This window comes from Novosphingobium sp. SG754 (genome assembly GCF_013149315.1).
Lineage (GTDB): Bacteria > Pseudomonadota > Alphaproteobacteria > Sphingomonadales > Sphingomonadaceae > Novosphingobium > Novosphingobium capsulatum.
In genome coordinates, this window is the sequence record NZ_JABGCC010000001.1 from 574776 (window position 1) to 592526 (window position 17751).

At 67.0% G+C, this 17751-nt stretch carries 15 protein-coding genes; all 15 read left to right on the forward strand.

Features of this window, described 5'->3' with window-relative positions; all coding sequences use genetic code 11:
* Positions 1 to 307: 307 nt before the first annotated feature.
* The 15 genes from FHW97_RS02640 to ftsA all read left to right on the forward strand — a co-directional run bounded on the left by FHW97_RS02640 (position 308) and on the right by ftsA (position 17717).
* A complete protein-coding gene (locus FHW97_RS02640; protein ID WP_022676168.1) occupies positions 308 to 808 on the forward strand; it encodes a division/cell wall cluster transcriptional repressor MraZ in 501 nt (166 codons plus the stop codon).
* Positions 805 to 1809 (forward strand): 16S rRNA (cytosine(1402)-N(4))-methyltransferase RsmH, encoded by a 1005-nt coding sequence (rsmH, locus tag FHW97_RS02645; RefSeq protein ID WP_370525284.1) that lies wholly within the window; start codon positions 805 to 807, stop codon positions 1807 to 1809. The genes FHW97_RS02640 and rsmH overlap by 4 nt, the downstream gene beginning before the upstream one ends.
* Positions 1806 to 2603, forward strand: a complete 798-nt coding sequence (locus tag FHW97_RS21990) for a hypothetical protein (RefSeq protein WP_253941529.1) — start codon at positions 1806 to 1808, stop codon at positions 2601 to 2603. The genes rsmH and FHW97_RS21990 overlap by 4 nt, the downstream gene beginning before the upstream one ends.
* Positions 2600 to 4339, forward strand: coding sequence for a penicillin-binding protein 2 (locus tag FHW97_RS02655; RefSeq protein WP_062786370.1), 1740 nt, complete (start codon positions 2600 to 2602; stop codon positions 4337 to 4339). The genes FHW97_RS21990 and FHW97_RS02655 overlap by 4 nt, the downstream gene beginning before the upstream one ends.
* A complete protein-coding gene (locus FHW97_RS02660) occupies positions 4336 to 5802 on the forward strand; it encodes a UDP-N-acetylmuramoyl-L-alanyl-D-glutamate--2,6-diaminopimelate ligase (protein WP_171797907.1) in 1467 nt (488 codons plus the stop codon). Before FHW97_RS02655 ends, FHW97_RS02660 begins: the two co-directional genes overlap by 4 nt.
* Positions 5799 to 7304 carry a UDP-N-acetylmuramoyl-tripeptide--D-alanyl-D-alanine ligase gene (gene murF, locus FHW97_RS02665; protein WP_171797908.1) on the forward strand — a complete coding sequence of 502 codons (1506 nt, stop codon included), beginning with the start codon at positions 5799 to 5801 and terminating at the stop codon, positions 7302 to 7304. Before FHW97_RS02660 ends, murF begins: the two co-directional genes overlap by 4 nt.
* The gene (mraY, locus tag FHW97_RS02670) at positions 7305 to 8369 is read left to right on the forward strand and encodes a phospho-N-acetylmuramoyl-pentapeptide-transferase (protein ID WP_171797909.1); all 1065 of its coding nucleotides are present in this window, start codon (positions 7305 to 7307) and stop codon (positions 8367 to 8369) included.
* The gene (gene murD / locus FHW97_RS02675; protein WP_171794704.1) at positions 8366 to 9661 is read left to right on the forward strand and encodes a UDP-N-acetylmuramoyl-L-alanine--D-glutamate ligase; all 1296 of its coding nucleotides are present in this window, start codon (positions 8366 to 8368) and stop codon (positions 9659 to 9661) included. The genes mraY and murD overlap by 4 nt, the downstream gene beginning before the upstream one ends.
* 80 nt (positions 9662 to 9741) lie before the next feature.
* Complete coding sequence (locus tag FHW97_RS02680) at positions 9742 to 10893, forward strand: FtsW/RodA/SpoVE family cell cycle protein (RefSeq protein ID WP_028657776.1); 1152 nt, start codon at positions 9742 to 9744, stop codon at positions 10891 to 10893.
* On the forward strand, positions 10890 to 12092 hold the full coding sequence (murG, locus tag FHW97_RS02685; RefSeq protein WP_028657777.1) for an undecaprenyldiphospho-muramoylpentapeptide beta-N-acetylglucosaminyltransferase: 1203 nt from the start codon (positions 10890 to 10892) through the stop codon (positions 12090 to 12092). The genes FHW97_RS02680 and murG overlap by 4 nt, the downstream gene beginning before the upstream one ends.
* Positions 12089 to 13513 carry a UDP-N-acetylmuramate--L-alanine ligase gene (murC, locus tag FHW97_RS02690; protein WP_171794258.1) on the forward strand — a complete coding sequence of 475 codons (1425 nt, stop codon included), beginning with the start codon at positions 12089 to 12091 and terminating at the stop codon, positions 13511 to 13513. The genes murG and murC overlap by 4 nt, the downstream gene beginning before the upstream one ends.
* Before the next feature lie 101 nt (positions 13514 to 13614).
* Positions 13615 to 14520: a UDP-N-acetylmuramate dehydrogenase gene (gene murB / locus FHW97_RS02695; protein ID WP_370525283.1), complete on the forward strand. Its 906-nt coding sequence runs from the start codon at positions 13615 to 13617 to the stop codon at positions 14518 to 14520.
* A complete protein-coding gene (locus FHW97_RS02700) occupies positions 14517 to 15482 on the forward strand; it encodes a D-alanine--D-alanine ligase (RefSeq protein ID WP_171797911.1) in 966 nt (321 codons plus the stop codon). Before murB ends, FHW97_RS02700 begins: the two co-directional genes overlap by 4 nt.
* 2 nt (positions 15483 to 15484) lie before the next feature.
* Complete coding sequence (locus tag FHW97_RS02705; RefSeq protein ID WP_171797912.1) at positions 15485 to 16426, forward strand: cell division protein FtsQ/DivIB; 942 nt, start codon at positions 15485 to 15487, stop codon at positions 16424 to 16426.
* Positions 16427 to 16433: 7 nt separating this feature from the next.
* On the forward strand, positions 16434 to 17717 hold the full coding sequence (gene ftsA, locus FHW97_RS02710; RefSeq protein WP_022675976.1) for a cell division protein FtsA: 1284 nt from the start codon (positions 16434 to 16436) through the stop codon (positions 17715 to 17717).
* The last annotated feature ends 34 nt before the right edge of the window (positions 17718 to 17751 follow it).

Below are 17751 nucleotides of genomic sequence, written 5' to 3' on the forward strand. Positions count from 1 at the left end.
AAGCGCGGGAAAAACCATCTCCATTACGGGCGTGATTCGGAAACTGGCGGGATTCCAAGGGCTTCAATGTGAAACATAAAGTGAACATATCTATGGTTAAGCGTAAAATACCATAAAAAACCTCAATCGAATCAGCTTCTGACCGTTCTTTCCCGCAATTTCCCCTTTTCGCCCGGGGCGTCCCGCGATAGCATGGCGCCATCGGGACAAACTTTCATGTCGCATCCGTGGGGGATGGTTCGGCTGGTGTGCGCACATCAGCCGTCGACGGGGAGCTTTTGTCCGGCGGGCAAGGTGGTGACGGGACGTGGCGGGAGCACCGTCAAACTATTGGGGGCAGGGCTTCTCGCCGCGTGGCGAGAAGAACCGCTTCGTCCTGCCCGCAGACTTCCGCGCCACCGTGAAAGACGCTTCGCAGGGCCAGCGCCTGCTTTGCCTCGATCGCCATCACAAGTTCCCCTGCCTCACCGGTTTCGGGCTGTCCCGCGTGGAAACCTTTCCCGCCCGCATTGCCCGGGAAGAGGAAATGGCCTTCAAGCGCGGCGACGACTTTGACCCTGACACCCGTGCCGCCCAGCTTTATGGTTTCCTGCGTGCCAGCTTTGACGAATCCGGTCGTTTCATCCTGCCCGATCACCTGGGGGAGCAGGCCAGCGTGAACGACGCGCTTTATTTTCATGGCGGCGGGGAATTTTTCACCATCTGGGCACCCGAGGTGCTGTTCACGATGGACAGCGGCTGGGACAGCGCCAAGGCGACCTGCCGCGCGCTGATGGCCGAAGCCGCGCAAAAGGCGAAGCGCAAGTGAGCGAGCAGTTGCCCACCGACCTGCCGCCCTCGGCAGCTGTGCCGGCGCAGGCCCCGCACATTCCCGTGCTGCTCGATGAAGTGATCGCCGCGCTGGCGCCCCAGCCGGGCGAGGTGATCGTCGACGGCACGTTCGGTGCGGGCGGCTATACCCGCGCGATCCTGGCCCAGGGCGCTACGGTCCACGCCTTTGATCGCGATCCCGATGCGATCACCGCTGGCCGCCTCTGGCCCGAAACCCAGGGCGCCGCGCCCACCCTCGTGCTCCATCCGCGCCGGTTTTCGGAAATGGCCACTGCCCTGGCCGAAGCCGGGGTGGGCCAGGTGCAGGGCGTGGTGCTCGATATCGGGGTCAGCTCGATGCAGCTTGACCAGCGCGAGCGTGGCTTTGCCTTTTCCAGCGATGGTCCGCTCGACATGCGCATGTCGCAGGACGGGATGAGCGCGGCCGATTTCCTGAACGAGGCTGACGAGGCCGAGATCGCCGATGTGCTTTATATCTACGGTGAAGAGCGGCAATCGCGCCGCGTCGCGCGCGCGGTGGTGGCCGCGCGCCCGCTGACCACCACTGGGCAATTCGCCGCCGTGGTGCGCAAGGCGCTGGGGTATCGCCCTGGGGCGGCCAAGGACCCGGCCACGCGCAGCTTCCAGGCGGTGCGCATTCACGTGAACGGCGAACTGGATGAGTTGCGTGCCGCGCTTGATGCGGCAGAGCGCCTGCTGGCGCCGGGCGGGCGGCTGGCCGTGGTCAGCTTCCACAGCCTGGAAGACCGCATCGTCAAGCAGTTCCTGCGCGAGGCGGCGGGCGCCACGCCTGCGGGCTCGCGCCATCTGCCGCCCCAGGCGCAAGCCTTTGCGGCCGTGTTCGAAAAGCCATCGGCGGCGATCCGCCCTGGCCCTGAAGAAGAGGCGCGCAATCCGCGCGCCAGGTCTGCCACCTTGCGCTGGGCGGTGCGAACCGCTGCCCCAGCGCGCGCGCTTGCGGGGAACCTGTCGGCATGATCCTGTCTGCTCAACGCCTGCGTTCGATCGGTTGGCTCGCCCTGCTTGCAGTGTGCGGCGCGCTGGTCATGATCCTGTCGTTCCGGGTCAATGCCCTGCGCAGCCAGGTGCATCGGGCCGAGGGCCAGATCGTGGCGCTCAAGCAGCAGAAGATGTACCTCGAAACCGAGTTCGAAACGCGCGCCAACCAGCAGCAGCTCAAGGCGTGGAATGATCTGGAATTCGGCTATGTCGCCCCGGTCGCCGGGCAGTATCTGGAAAACGAACGCCAACTCGCGGTGTTGAGCAAGCCGGCCGAACCTGATGCGCCCGCGCCGATTCGCGTGGCCACGGTGGATGACAGCGTGATTGCCGCTGCCGCGTTTCCGGCGCTGTCGGGCGATCACCCGGCGGTGCGCCCGCTGTCGGAAACGCACGAGGCGGAAAGCGATGATGCTGGCGCCGGCAAGCCGCGCAGCCGCCCGCTCGACCATGCCCAGGCAACCGCCACGCTGGCCGAAAAGCTCGGCACGCTGCATGCGGCCGCCACCCATACGGTGGCGGCACGCGACGAAAAGCGCGAAAAGCACGACAAGACCACCGCCAAGCACACGGCAGGTGTGGAGAAGACCGCGTCCAAGGCTTCCCGCGAGGCCGCCGCGCGGACTAAGGCTGGCACCAAGTCTGCCCGGGCAGATGCCAGGGATGGCAAGGGCGGCAAGGACAAGGCGAAGGCCAAAGCCAAGCCGCCGGTCAAGACTGCGCAGAAGAGTGCCCGCGGGGATCGCAAGACAGGAGTGAAGACGAGCCGGTGAACCAGCTTACCGCCTCGGCCGCCATCGCCACCGGCCGCGTTCAGCTGGCCAGCGTGCGCCAGCGTTCGCTGGTCACCGCCAAGGTTCGCGTCCTGGTGGTCGCGGTTGGCTTTGTCTTCCTCACGCTGACGGCGCTGGTGCGCCTGACGCAGCTGGGCCTGTTTGAACAGGCGCCCGATCGCCGCTCTCTGGCCGAGGCATTGCTGCCTCCGCGCGGCGAGATCACCGATCGCAACGGCGTGCCGCTGGCCCGCGCGTTTCCGTCCTATTCGCTGTGGTTCAATCCCAAGGCGCTGGGCGAAAAGGGCAATCCCCTGGTCAAGACGCCCGAGGAAGTGGCCCGCGCCTTGATGCAGATCTTTCCCGATGCCGATTACAAGGATCTGGTGGCGCGGCTGAAATCGGGCAAGGGCAGCTATCTGCGCAAGCGCGTGCTGCCCGAGGAAGCCAACCGCGTGTTTGCCCTGGGCGAACCGGCGCTGGAATTCCCGCGCGAGAACCAGCGCTATTATCCGCAAGGCTCGCTGGCGGCCAACGTGCTGGGCTATGTCGATGAAGAGGGCAAGGGCCACGTTGGGATGGAGCAGGTGCTCGAACCGCGCCTGCTCGATCCGGCGCAGCGCGGCACCCCGGTGGAACTCTCGCTCGATTCGCGCGCCCAGGGCGCGCTGGAAGACGAGCTGCTGCGCGGCATGCAGGAAAGCAATGCCAAGGGCGCTGCCGGCATCGTGCTGGATGTCGATAGCGGCGAAGTGATCGCGCTCGCCTCGCTGCCTTCGTTCAACCCCAACCGGTCAGACCGCGCGTTCAACGACCTGGTGTTCAACCGCGTGTCGAACCAGGTGTATGAACTGGGTTCGACGTTCAAGCCGATCACCATTGCCGCCGCGATCGATGCCGGCGTCGTGACCGATCTGTCGGTGCGCTATCCAACCGCGCCGCTGCACATTGCCGGGCGCACCATCCATGACAGCCACAACTTCGGCGCCTCGCTCAACGTGCCCGAGGCGCTGATCCACTCGTCGAACATCGTCACCGCGCAGGTGGCCGACAAGCTGGGCGGCCCGCTGCTGAGGCAGACGATGATGGCGCTGCACATGAACCAGCGCCCTACGATCGAGCTGCCGGCGCGCGGGTTTCCGCTATGGCCCCACGGCGAAAACAAGGCTGGCGACTGGAGCCGGATCACCACCATGACGGTCAGCTATGGCCACGGCATCGCGGTTACGCCGCTGCACTTGGCCTGCGCCTATGCCGCGCTGGTCAATGGCGGCATCTGGCGCCCGGCCACGCTGTTCAAGGTCGATCCGGCGCACATTCCCGCCGGCACCCGGGTGTTCAAGGCATCGACCAGCGCGCGCATCCGCCAGTTGCTGCGCATGATCGTGGCCGATGGCACGGGCCGCAAGGCCGATGCCTCGGGCTTCCGCGTGGGCGGCAAGACCGGCTCGGCCGAAAAGCCCGGCAATGGCGGTTATCGCAAGACGTCGCTGGTCGCGACCTTTGCCGCCGCGTTCCCGATGGACAAGCCGCGCTATGTGGTCATCGCCATGCTCGATGAACCGCAAGGCACGGCGGCCACCTCGGGCCAGCGCACGGCGGCCTGGAACGCGGCGCCGATTGTGGGCCGCGTGGTGCCGCGCATCGGGCCGCTGCTGGGCGTGGTGCCCGATGGCAGCCGCGACGTGGATATTTCGGATCTTTCGCCGTTGATCGGCAATGGAGAAGGTGAATGAAGCTGGGTGTGCTGGCACGGTCTGCCGGCGTGGCGCTGCCTGATGCGGCTGCTGACATCAACGTAACCGGCTTTGCCATCGACAACCGCAAGGTGGCGCCGGGCACGGTGTTTGGCGCCTTTGCCGGCGCGCAGGTGAATGGCGAAGACTTCATTCCCGCCGCCATCTCAGCTGGCGCCGTCGCGGTGGTCGCCCGGCCAGAGGCGCGCGTCGAAGGCGCCGTGCACATCGCCGATGCCAATCCGCGCCGCCTGTTCGCGCATCTCGCCGCGCCGTTCTTTGCCCCAGTGCCCGAAACCGTGGTGGCCGTGACCGGCACCAACGGCAAGACCTCGACCGTGGAAATGACGCGCCAGCTGTGGCGCATGGCCGGCCACGCCGCTGCCTCGATCGGCACGCTGGGCGTCACCACCGCCGATGAAAGCGTCTCCACCGGGCTGACCACGCCCGATATCGTCACGTTCCTGGCCAACATGCATGGCCTGGCCCGCGAAGGGGTGAGCCATGTTGCCTATGAAGCGTCGAGCCATGGCCTTTCGCAGTTCCGCAACGAAGGGCTGCGTGTGGTGGCCGGCGGCTTTACCAACCTGAGCCGCGACCATCTCGATTATCACGAGACCATGGACGCCTATTTTGCGGCCAAGATGCGCCTGTTCGACGAAGTGGTCGCCGACGGTGGCACGGCGGTGGTCTGGGCCGATGACGCCTGGAGCGACAAGGCCCTGGCCCATGTCGCCGCGCGCGGCCTCAAGGCGCTGACCGTAGGCGAAAAGGGTGAGGCGATCCGCCTGGCTGGCCGCACGCCGACCCAGCTGGGCCAGGTGCTGGAACTGGTGCACGATGGCGCCACGCGCAAGGTCACGCTGCCGCTGATCGGCGCCTATCAGGCGGCCAACGCGCTGGTGGCGGCGGGGCTGGTCATCGCCAGCGGCGGCGCGGCGGCGGCAACGCTTGATGCATTGGCCCGCCTGCAGCCGGTGCGCGGGCGGCTGGAACGCGCCGCGATCAACCGCGCCGGAGCGCCGGTCTATGTCGACTATGCCCACACGCCCGACGCGATTGAGGCGGCGATCGCCGCGTTGCGCCCGCATGTCGGCGCGCGGCTGATCACCGTGATTGGCGCAGGCGGCGATCGCGATACCGGCAAGCGCGCGCCGATGGGCGCGGCGGCCTGCGCCGGATCTGACCTGGTGATCGTGACCGATGACAATCCCCGTGGCGAAGATCCCGCCGCGATCCGCGCTGCCGTAATGGCCGGGTGCGATGGCCGCGCCGTGGAAGTGGCTGATCGCCGCGCCGCGATTGCCCATGCCGTGGGCCAGGCGGGCAAGGGGGATATCGTGCTGGTGGCCGGCAAGGGCCACGAACAGGGACAGATCGTGGGGCGTGGTGAAGCCATGCGGGTGCTGCCGTTCGACGACGTGCAGGTGGCCCGTGAATGCGTGGGAGAGATAACCGGATGACCGCAGCCGCCGCCCTGATCGATTGGCCGCTCGAGGCCGAGGACGACACCCCGCTGGCCCTGTGGACAGCGCAGGAGATCGCGGCGGCAACCGGCGGCAAGGCCTCTGTCGCGTTTGCCGTGGGCGGCGTGGCATTCGACAGCCGCGAGGTGATGGAGGGCGATCTGTTCCTCGCGCTGCGCGGTGAAAGCGCGGATGGCCACCGCTTTGTCACCGGCGCATTCGGCAAGGGTGCTACCGCTGCGGTGGTGGAGCACTCGGTGCTGCACCCGCATGTGCTGGTCGATGATACCACCGCCGCGCTCGACGCGCTGGGCCGTGCGGCGCGTGCGCGTCTGGCCCCTGAAGCGCGGGTGATCGGGGTGACTGGATCGGCGGGCAAGACCTCGGTCAAGGAAGCGCTGTTTGCCGCGCTCGATCGCGGCAGCCGGGGCCGCGCGCATCGCTCGGTCAAAAGCTACAACAATCACGTCGGCGTGCCGCTCAGCCTGGCGCGCATGCCCGCGCGCACCCAGTTCGGCGTGTTCGAGATGGGCATGAACCATGCCGGAGAGCTTTCGGCGCTCACCCGGCTGGTGCGCCCGCACGTGGCGATCGTCACCACTATCGCGCCGGCGCATATCGGCCACTTCAGCGGCGAGGAAGCCATCGCCGATGCCAAGGGCGAAATCTTTGAAGGATTGGAGCCGGGCGGCATCGCGATCATCCCGGCCGACAACCCGCACTACGAACGCCTGCGCGCCAAGGCGGCCCAGCATGCCGGCGTGATCATCGCCTTCGGCCGCGCGGCCCATGCCGACGTGCGCCTGCTCGATGTGGTGGCGGCGCCGGGCGGTGGTTCACTTGTCACGGCCGACCTGGGTGGCTTTGGCGAAGGCGGCGGCAAGCTGTGCTATACCGTGGCGCAGCCGGGCGATCACTGGGTGATCAATTCGCTGGCCGTGATGGCCGCCGTGCGCGCCGTGGGTGGAGACCTGGGTGCGGCCGGCCTGGCGCTGGCGGAAATGGCCGGGCTTGCCGGGCGCGGCGCACGCCATCAGGTGGCTGCCGATGGCGGCGATGGCAGCGGCACCGCGCTGGTGATCGACGAAAGCTATAATGCCAATCCTGCCTCGATGGCCGTAACGCTCGCGGGCCTGGGCGCCACGCCTGCGGCGCGGCGCATCGCGGTGCTGGGCGCAATGCGCGAACTCGGCGCCGATGAAGATCGCTATCACGCCGAACTGGCTGGGTCCGTGCTGGCCGCCGGCATTGCCCATGCCGTGCTCGTTGGCCCCGAAATGGCGGCATTGGCCGCCGCATTGGGGAAAAGCGACGGGGCCGCGCTTGCAGCGCCCCTGCAAGTCGATCATGTGCAAAGGAGTGCCGAGGCAGCAGACGTGCTGGCGCGGATCGGCATTGCGGGCGGGGACGCCATCCTCGTAAAAGGTTCGAATTCGGTTGGTCTGGGCGCGCTGGTTGACCTGTTGGGGTCAGGGCGCTGGCCTGACAAGGAACGGTGAATGCTCTATCTCCTGGCTCACTGGCTGCATTATGAAGGCCTGACCAATCTCTTTCGCTATCAGTCGTTCCGGGCCGGGGCGTCGCTGCTGACCGCGCTGTTAATCGGGCTGCTGATCGGGCCGCGCTTCATCAACATGCTGCGCATGCGCCAGGGCAAGGGCCAGCCGATCCGCGAGGATGGGCCGCAAAGCCACCTGGCCAAGCGCGGCACGCCGACGATGGGCGGATTGATGATCGTGACGGCGCTGGTGCTGGGCCTGCTGCTGTGGATGGACCTGTCCAGCCGCTATGTCTGGGCCTGCCTTATCGTCACGCTCGGCTTTGGCCTGATCGGCTTCATGGATGATTACGACAAGGTCACCAAATATGCCCACCAGGGCGTGCCGGCCAAGGTGCGCCTGCTGCTGGAATTCGTGATCGCCGGGATCGCCGCGTGGCTGGTGGTGACCGAAACCCATCTCTACGTGCCGGTGTTCAGCAACCTCTACATTCCGCTGGGGCCGTTCTATTTCGTGTTCGCCGCCTTCGTCATCGTGGGCGCGGGCAATGCCGTGAACCTGACCGACGGGCTCGATGGGCTGGCGATCATGCCGGTGATCATCGCCTGCGGCACCTTTGCGATCATCGCCTATCTGGCGGGCCGCGCCGACTATGCCCATTACCTGGGCATTCCCCATGTGCCGGGTGCGGGTGAACTGGCGATCTATTGCGCTGCCGTGATGGGTGCGGGCCTGGCGTTCCTGTGGTTCAACGCGCCGCCGGCGGCGGTGTTCATGGGCGACACCGGCAGCCTGGCGCTGGGCGGCACGCTGGGCGTGATCGCGGTGGCCGCGCACCATGAAATCGTGCTGGCGATCGTCGGCGGGCTGTTCGTGATGGAAGCCGTTTCGGTGATCGTCCAGGTCTTCGTCTACAAGCGCACGGGCAAGCGGGTGTTCCGCATGGCCCCGATCCACCACCATTTCGAGCAGCTCGGCTGGAAGGAATCGACCGTGGTGATCCGCTTCTGGATCGTCTCGATCGTGCTGGCGCTGCTTGGCCTTGCCACGCTGAAGGTGCGATGATCGTCTCGCCTGCCTTTGCTGGAAAAAAGTATGCCGTGCTCGGCCTGGCGCGCTCGGGCATGGCCACGGTGGAATGCCTGCTGGCCAGCGGCGCGCTGGTCACCGCCTGGGATGCGCGCGAGGAACCGCGCGCCGCGCTGGAAGGGCGCGTGACCCTGGCTGATCCGCTGGCGATCGATCTGGCCGGTTTTGCCGGGATCGTGGTTTCCCCCGGCGTGCCGCTCAACCGCCATCCGATCGCCGCCCATGCCCGCGCCGCTGGCGTGCCGGTGATCGGCGATATCGAACTGTTTGCCCAGGCGCGCGGCGATCTGCCGCCCCATCGCGTGGTGGCGATTACCGGCACCAACGGCAAGTCCACCACCACGGCGCTGACCCATCATCTGTTGCAGCAGGCGGGCGTGCCCACCTTGATGGGCGGCAATATCGGCAAGCCGATCCTGGAACAGCAGCCGCTGCCCGCTGGCGGCGTCTATGTGCTGGAACTGTCGAGCTATCAGATCGACCTGACGCAGCGCCTCGATGCCGATGTGGCGATCCTGCTCAACCTAAGCCCCGATCACCTCGATCGCTATGACGGCTATGACGGCTATGTCGCGTCCAAGGCGCGGCTGTTTGGCATGCAGGCGCCGGGCCACCTCGCGCTGGTCGACATGCGGGCAGAGCTTGACGACGACGTGCTGCGCTTTGCCCCGGAAGGCGCCAACTTCACATTCATCAACGCGATCGATCTGCCCGGCGATCCGGCGCAGTGGCCATCGCTGCAAGGCCCGCACAACCGCGCCAATGCCGCCGCTGCGGTGGGCGCGGCGCGCTATCTCGGGCTGGACGAGCCGACGATCGAGGCCGGCCTCGCCAGCTTCGTGGGCCTGCCCCATCGCATGGAACGCGTGGCGCAAAAGGACGGCGTGCTGTTCGTGAACGACAGCAAGGCCACCAATCCGGCTTCCACCGCGCCGGCGCTCGCCGCCTTTCCGCGCATCCACTGGATCGTTGGCGGCCTGCCCAAGGGCGATGATCTTGACGAATGCGCGCCGCATTTCAGCCATGTCGTGCGCGCCTATACCATTGGCGAGGCGGGCCCGCGCTTTGCCGAAATCCTGGAGCCGGTGCTGCCGGTGACGCGCGCCGAGATGCTGGGCGATGCCGTGCGCGCCGCCATGGCCCAGGCCGTACCGGGCGATGTGATCATGCTGTCGCCAGCCTGTGCCAGTTTCGACCAGTTCCGCGATTTCGAGGCGCGCGGCGAATGCTTCCGCCAGATCGTCGCCGCCCTCACGGCAGGGAACTGACCGGCATGGCTTCCGGCGGCCCCGTCCTGCCCCCGGCATCGGGCACCGCGCCTGCCGCCACGGCGGCTTCGGCCTCGGCGATGCAGCGCTTCCGGCGCACCCGGCGCAGCGAACTGGTGATCTGGTGGCGCGAGATCGATCGCGTGCTGCTGGGCCTGATCCTGGTCTTGATGATCGTGGGCGCGATTGCCGTGGCCGCGGCCTCTCCGGCCAGCGCGCATCGCCTCTCCACCCATCAAAAGGCGCTGGGCGATCTCTATTTCTTCTGGCGCCAGCTGGAAATGCAGGGGCTTGGCCTGCTCGGCATGTTTGCAGTGTCGCTGCTGCCCAAGGATACCGCGCGGCGCGCAGCGATCATGCTGGCCGGCGTGATGGTCGTGGCCCTTATCCTGGTGCCGATCATGGGCACCGAGGTAAAGGGCGCCAAACGCTGGGTGCTGGGCATCCAGCCATCCGAATTCCTCAAGCCTGGCTTTGCCATTGCCGTCGCGTGGATCCTGTCGTGGAAAGTGCGCGATCCGCACATGCCGGTGATCCGCCTGTCGATGGTGCCGATGCTGGTGGTGGCGGTGCTGCTGATGGCGCAGCCCGATTTCGGCTCTACCGTGCTGTTTGCCGGGGTGTGGTTCGTGCTCGTGCTGCTGTCGGGCCTACCGCTGGCGCGGGTGGGCTGGGCGATGGGCGGGGCGATCGTGGCGGTGATCCTGGCCTATCTGTTCTATCCCAACGCCACGCACCGCATCGACAACTTCCTGTCGGGCGGGGCAGAGTTCGACCAGGTGGACCTGGCCATGCGCACGCTGGTGGCTGGCGGGTGGAGCGGCACCGGCCTGTGGCTGGGCGCGCGCAAGAACGCGCTGCCCGAGGCGCACACCGACTATATCTTTTCGGTGATCGGCGAAGAGTTCGGCCTGATTTCCTGCGCTATCGTGGTGATCCTCTATTGCGCCATCGTCCTGCGGGTGTTGCTGCGCCTGGTGGACGAGGAAGACCTGTTCACCGTGCTGGCCGCCACCGGGTTGACCGCGCAATTGGCGGGGCAGGCGTTCATCAATATTCTGGTCAACCTGCAGCTGTTCCCGTCCAAGGGGATGACGCTGCCGCTGATCAGCTACGGCGGTTCGTCCACCATCGCGCTGTTGCTGGGTGTCGGTTTCCTGCTCGCCATCACGCGCCGCAACCCCTATCTGACGCGCGAAACCTTCCATCTGGGCGAATTGACGCGCAAATGACTGCACAACCTCAACCCGGCGTATCGCGCCATTTCGTGCTGGCCGCCGGCGGCACGGGCGGGCACCTGATTCCCGCCTTTGCCCTGGCCACCGAACTGCACGCGCGCGGCCATCACGTGGCGCTGATCACCGATGCGCGCGGCGCCAAGATTCCCGGCAAGCCCGATTTCCTAACTGCTCATGTGCTGCCCGCCGGGCGCCTGGGCAAGAACCCGGTTGCCCTGCTCAAGGGCCTGCGCGCGATCTGGCAGGGCCGCTCGATGGCGCTGCGCCTGTTTGAAAGCTTTGCGCCGTCGTGCGTGATCGGCTTTGGCGGCTATCCGGCGCTGCCCGCGCTGCTGGCAGCGCGCGCGGCGGGCATTCCCACGGTGATCCACGAACAGAACGCGGTGCTGGGCCGGGTCAACCGCTACCTGGCCAAGGGCGTCGATGCCATCGCCACCGCCTATCCCGAGGTGGACCGCCTCGATCCGCGCTGGTGGGGCAAGGTACACCTGGTGGGCAATCCTGTGCGCCCGGAAGTGCTGGCGCTGCGCGGAGAGCCATTCCCGGAATTTTCCGAAGACAGCCTGTTCCGCGTGCTGGTGACCGGGGGCAGCCAGGGCGCGTCGGTGCTGGCGCAGGTCGTGCCCGATGGCCTGGCCATGCTGCCGCCCGCCTTGCGCCACCGCCTGCAGGTGACACAGCAGTGCCGGCCGGAAGACCTGGAAGCCGTGCGCGCGCGCTATGCCGCGCATGAAATTCCCGCCGAACTGGGCACCTATTTCGAAGACATGGCGAGCCGGCTGGCTGGTGCCCACTTGTTCGTTGGCCGTGCTGGCGCATCGACCATTGCCGAACTTACCGCCGTGGGCCGCCCGGCGATCCTGGTGCCGCTGCCGATCGCCACGGACGATCACCAGGCCGCCAACACCCGCGAAATGGTCAAGGCCGGCGGTGCCCGCGCGATCCGCCAGCCGGGCTTCACGCCCAAGGAGCTGGCCAAGCAGATCCAGGCCATGGCGATGAACCCTGTGGGGCTGGCCAACGCTGCCCATGCCGCGTGGAACTGCGGCTTGCCGCGCGCGGTGGAAGACCTCGCTGATCTGGTCGAAGGGTTTGGCGGGGCGCCGCTGATGGATGTGATCCGGGTTGACGGCAAGGCGGCCGCCCCGGCAACGGCTGGCGGCGAAGCGCTGGCTTTGGAGAATGAAGCATGAAGGGTGTCGGCGTCGAAATCGGCACGATCCATTTCGTCGGCATCGGCGGCATCGGCATGTCGGGCATTGCCGAAGTGATGCACAACATGGGCTATGCCGTGCAGGGGTCAGACATGGCGGAAAGCTATGTCGTCGAAGGACTGCGCGCGCGCGGCATCCCGGTGATGATCGGCCAGTGCACGGAAAACGTCGCCAATGCCCAGGTGGTGGTCACCTCCACTGCGGTGAAGCGCGACAATCCCGAAGTGGTGGCCGCGCTGGAAGCGCGCATTCCCGTGGTGCGCCGCGCGGAAATGCTGGCTGAACTGATGCGCCTGAAAAACACCGTCGCGGTGGCGGGCACGCATGGCAAGACCACGACTACGTCGCTGGTGGCCTGCCTGCTCGATGCTGGCGGCGTCGATCCCACGGTGATCAACGGCGGCATCATCAACTCCTACGGCTCCAACGCCCGCCTGGGTGACAGCGACTGGATGGTGGTCGAGGCCGACGAGAGCGATGGCTCGTTCTTGCGGCTCGATGGCACGATCGCGGTGGTCACCAACATCGATCCCGAGCATCTCGATCACTATGGCTCGTTCGACAAGGTGAAGCGTGCCTTTGTCGAATTCATCGAGAACGTGCCGTTCTATGGCGCGGCGATGCTGTGCATCGACCATCCCGAAGTGCAGGCGATCATCCCGCAGGTGCGCGATCGCCGCGTGGTGACCTATGGCTTTTCCGCCCAGGCCGACGTGCGCGGCGAAGGCGTGACGCCCGAACCGGGTGGCAACCGCTTCACCGCCGTGCTGCGCCAGCGCGATGGCTCGTTCCAGCGGATCGAGGACATTCACCTGCCGATGCCCGGCCGCCACAACGTGCAGAACGCGCTGGCCGCGATTGCCGTGGCGGTGGAAATGGGCGTGCCGCACGATTTGGTGCGCACGGGCTTTGCCAAGTTCGGCGGGGTCAAGCGTCGCTTTACCAAGGTGGGCGAGGTTGCCGTGCCCGGTGGCGAGGTGGCGGTGATTGATGACTATGGCCATCACCCGGTCGAAATCCGCGCCGTGCTGGCTGCCGCGCGCGAGGGCGTGCGCGGGCGTGTGATCGCCGTGGTCCAGCCGCACCGCTTCACCCGCCTGCGTGACCACATGGAAGATTTCCAGGGCGCGTTCAACGATGCCGACGTGGTCTATGCCGCGCCGGTCTATCCCGCTGGCGAACAGCCGATCGAGGGCGTGGACAGCGCCGCCATGGTCGAAGGCGTCAAGGCGCGCGGCCACCGCAGCGCGCATCTGATCGCCGGGCCGGAAGCCTTGGCCGCCGAACTGGCGCCGCAGCTTCAGGCTGGCGACATGGTCGTGTGCCTGGGGGCTGGCGATATTACCAAGTGGGCGGCCGGCCTGGCGCCGGCGATCGTGGCGTTGCGGGGTGAGGGGTGATGGAAACGTCGCAACACCACCCCCAAACCCCCTCCTCTGAAGAGGAGGGGGCTTCCGATGCCAATCCCCCCCTCCTCTTCAGAGGAGGGGGCCGGGGGGTTGTGGAAGCCACACCCGAGCTTCGCGGCAAGCTCACCCCCAACGCCCCGCTCGCCCCGCTAGTGTGGTTCAAGTCGGGCGGCACCGCCGACTGGCTCTATGAACCCAAGGACGTGGCCGATCTGCAGGCGTTCCTGGCGGCACTCGATCCGCAAGTGCCGGTCATGGCGCTGGGCCTGGGTTCCAACCTCATCGTGCGCGATGGCGGCGTGCCGGGCGTGGTGGTGCGCCTGGGCAAGCCCTTTGCCAAAGTCATGGCGGTCGATGCTGTCACGCTCGATTGCGGGGGCGGCGCCTCGGGCATTCTGGTGTCGTCCACCGCGCGTGATGCGGGGATTGCCGGGCTTGAATTCCTGCGCTCGATCCCCGGCACAGTCGGCGGCTTCGTGCGGATGAACGGTGGCGCCTATGGCCGCGAGGTCAAGGACATCCTGGTCGATTGCGACGTGGTGATGCGCACTGGCGAGGTGGCGCGTCTGCCGGTGGCAGAGCTGGGCTATGCCTATCGCCATTCCGAGCTGACCGATGGCAACATTGTGGTTTCGGCGCGTTTTCGCGGGCAGCCGGGCGAGCCCGAGGCGATCCAGGCCGAGATGGACCGCATTTCCGCCGCGCGCGAGGCAAGCCAGCCGCTGCGCAGCAAGACCGGCGGGTCCACATTCAAGAACCCCGATGGGCACAAGGCCTGGGCGCTGGTCGATGCCGCCGGGTGCCGTGGCCTGACCCTGGGCGGCGCACAGGTGAGCGAAAAGCACACCAACTTCCTGATCAACACCGGTACCGCCACCAGCGCCGAGATCGAGGCGCTGGGTGAAGATGTGCGGGCCCGTGTGAAACAGACACAAGGCGTGGAGTTGCAGTGGGAAATCAAGCGGGTGGGCCGAATCAAGCACGAGAATCTGCCATGAGTGATCTGCCCCGGCTTCATGTGGCGGTGCTGATGGGTGGCTGGTCGAGCGAGCGGCCGGTGTCGTTGACCAGCGGCGAAGGCGTGGCCGGTGCGCTTGAGGCGCGCGGGCACACCGTCACGCGGATCGACATGGGCCGTGACGTGGCGCTGCGCCTGGCAGAGGCCGCGCCCGACGTGGTGTTCAACGCGCTGCACGGCACGCCCGGTGAAGACGGCACGGTGCAGGGCATGATGGACCTGATGGGGCTGACCTATACCCATTCGGGCTTGGCCACCTCGGTCATCGCCATCGACAAGGAACTGACCAAGCAGGCGCTCGTGCCCCACGGCATTCCCATGCCCGGCGGCCGCGTGGCCAAGACCGCAGAACTCTACAGCCACGATCCGCTGCCGCGGCCCTATGTGTTGAAGCCGGTCAACGAAGGATCGTCGGTGGGCGTGGCGATCGTCACCGCCGAAGGCAACTATGGCAATCCGATCAGCCCGGATGCGCGCGGCCCCTGGCAGGAATTCGACGAACTGCTGGCCGAGCCGTTCATCCGTGGCCGCGAACTGACCACGGCGGTGCTGGGCGACCAGGCGCTGATGGTCACCGAGCTCAAGCCCAAGACCGGCTTCTACGATTTCGATGCCAAGTATACCGACGGGTTGACCGAGCATGTCTGCCCCGCCGAAATCCCCGATGATATCGCCCAGGCGTGCAAGGACATTGCCTTGCGCGCGCACAAGCTGCTGGGCTGCAAGGGCACCAGCCGTTCCGATTTCCGCTGGGACGACGAGCGCGGGGTAGAGGGGCTGTTCCTGCTCGAGGTGAACACCCAGCCGGGCATGACCCCGCTCAGCCTCGTGCCCGAACAGGCGCGCCACCTGGGCATGGACTATCCCGACCTGGTCGAGGCGATCCTGGCCGAGGCGATCAAGGATGCGGCCGCCGCCAAGACCAGGAAGGGGGCTGGCTGACCATGGCGCAGACGATCCGGCGTGGTGGCAAGGGCGTGCGGCGGGTGGCCGCGCAGCGCGGGGCCAAGGCCAAGGTGCAGACGGCGCGCAAGCAGACCGGCTCTGCCATCGGCCATGTCATGCGCGTGCAGCCGTTCAGCGAGGAAACGCTGCACCGGATCTTGTTGACCGTGATCCTGGGCACCGCGGCCGTCGCGGTGTGGACCGTGGCCAATATCGCCGGGGTTCCCGCCCTGATGGAAAGCGAAGTGGCGCGCCTTTCCCATGGCGCGGGTTTCGATGTGAAGCGGGTGGAAGTGCGCGGGGTCAAGCGCATGAACGAGCTGACCATCTATGAAAAGGTGCTGGGCCAGCGCGACCAGGCGATGTCGCGGGTGGACGTGGCGGCCCTGCGCGAAACGCTGCTCGGCCTGCCGTGGGTCAAGGATGCGCGCGTATCGCGCCAGTTGCCCGATACCCTGGTGGTCGACGTGGTGGAGCGCACCCCGCACGGTGTGCTGCGCAAGGGCGACCAGTTGATGCTGATCGACGAAGCCGGCCACGAACTTGAGCCGGTGAGCCCGGCCCGGGCCAAGGGCATGTTCGTGCTGTCGGGCGATGGCGCCGCGGCGCGGGTGCCCGATCTCAACCACCTGCTCGATGCCGCGCCCGCGCTCAAGCCGCAGGTGGCCGAGGCGGAATGGATCGGCAACCGCCGCTGGAACCTGACGTTCAAGACAGGCCAGGTGCTGGCCCTGCCCGAAGGCGCCGACGAATCGGCCGCCGCGCTGCTCGAATTTGCGCGGATGGACGGGGTCAATCGCCTGCTCGGCGGCAAGGTGGCGAGCTTTGACATGCGCGCCAAGGACCGCACCTATCTGCTGGTGCCCGGCCATGCTGACGAGCTGGCCCAGGAACAGCGCGACAAGGCCAAGGCCAAGGCCGCCGCCAAGGCGAAGGACTGAACCGCCCGTGGCTGCACCCCGCATCACCAAGGTCTTTGCCGCCGTCAATCTTGGCTCGTTCCGCACCTCGGCGATGATCGCTGGCCTGTCCGAAGCAGGCGAACTGGTCGTGCTCGGCTCGGGCCACCGCGCCTCGCAAGGGATCAAGCGCGGCTATGTGGTCGATATGCTGGCCGCGACCCATTCGGTGCGCGACGCGATCGAGCGCGCCGAAAAGATGGCCAATACTTCGGTCACCCAGGTATTGGTCGGCTGTGCCGGCGCGGGCTTGGCCAGTTCCACCGCGCAGGTCGAGGTGGAGATCGGCGGCCGGCGGATCGAGGATGATGACATCCAGCACCTGCTGGTGGCCGCGCGTGATGTGATCCAGCCCGATGGCCGCACCGTGCTGCATGCCCAGCCGGCGCATTATACGCTCGATGGCGCGCATGGCGTGCCCAATCCCAAAGGGTTGCATGCCGATCGCCTGGCGGTGGATATCCACGTCATGCTCGCCGATGGCGCACCGATCCGCAACATCCGCGAAACGGTGGAGAACGCGCACCTCAAGGTGGATGGCGTGGTGGCAGCGCCGGTCGCGGCCGGGCTTGCCTGCCTGATGCCGGAAGAGCGTGATCTGGGCGTGGCTCTCGTCGATTTCGGTGCCGAGGTGACCACCGTGTCGGTCCATGCCGGGGGCATGCTGCTGGGCATGCAGGTGCTGCCGTTCGGCTCGGGCGATATCACCGATGCCGTCGCCTCGGCCTTTGGCATTCGCCGTTATCAGGCAGAGCGCCTCAAGTGCATGTCGGGTTCGGCCATTGCCAGCCCGGCCGACCATCGCGAGATGATTCCCGTCAATGCCCCCGGCGATCCGGAAGGGGCAGGGCCAGTGGCGCGCCATGCCGATGACAAGAACCGGATTCCCCGTGCCGAGCTGATTTCGGTGATCACCCAGCAACTTGGCCACTTCACTGACGAACTGGGTCGCTGCCTCAAGGCCATGGGCTTTACCGGCACGCGCGGACAGCAGGTGGTGCTCACCGGCGGGGGTGCACAGTTGCCGGGCCTGGCCGACTATGCCCAGTCGGCGCTGGGGCGGCCGGTGCGCATCGGCGCGCCGCCGGCCATGCTGGGCCTGCCGCAGGGCCATGCCACGCCCAGTTCCTCCACGCTGGTGGGCCTGGTGCTGCACGCAGCGTCCGATCCGATCGATATCCGCAAGCTGACGATGGCGGCGCAAGGCGGCGGTTCCACCACCTTGTGGGGCTGGGGACGGCGGATCGTGCGCGCGCTCAAGGAATATTTTTAACGGTTATGGCGCCGATCCCGGCCTTTCGTCGCAC

Bases quoted from the DNA above. Each gene is read 5' to 3' on its own strand.
- FHW97_RS02700 (WP_171797911.1), top strand. From the start codon at position 14,517: ATGAGTGATCTGCCCCGGCTTCATGTGGCGGTGCTGATGGGTGGCTGG.
- murF (WP_171797908.1), top strand. From the start codon at position 5,799: ATGACCGCAGCCGCCGCCCTGATCGATTGGCCGCTCGAGGCCGAGGAC.
- FHW97_RS02660 (WP_171797907.1), top strand. From the start codon at position 4,336: ATGAAGCTGGGTGTGCTGGCACGGTCTGCCGGCGTGGCGCTGCCTGAT.
- murC (WP_171794258.1), top strand. From the start codon at position 12,089: ATGAAGGGTGTCGGCGTCGAAATCGGCACGATCCATTTCGTCGGCATC.
- murD (WP_171794704.1), top strand. From the start codon at position 8,366: ATGATCGTCTCGCCTGCCTTTGCTGGAAAAAAGTATGCCGTGCTCGGC.
- mraY (WP_171797909.1), top strand. From the start codon at position 7,305: ATGCTCTATCTCCTGGCTCACTGGCTGCATTATGAAGGCCTGACCAAT.
- FHW97_RS02705 (WP_171797912.1), top strand. From the start codon at position 15,485: ATGGCGCAGACGATCCGGCGTGGTGGCAAGGGCGTGCGGCGGGTGGCC.
- FHW97_RS02680 (WP_028657776.1), top strand. From the start codon at position 9,742: ATGCAGCGCTTCCGGCGCACCCGGCGCAGCGAACTGGTGATCTGGTGG.
- murG (WP_028657777.1), top strand. From the start codon at position 10,890: ATGACTGCACAACCTCAACCCGGCGTATCGCGCCATTTCGTGCTGGCC.
- FHW97_RS21990 (WP_253941529.1), top strand. From the start codon at position 1,806: ATGATCCTGTCTGCTCAACGCCTGCGTTCGATCGGTTGGCTCGCCCTG.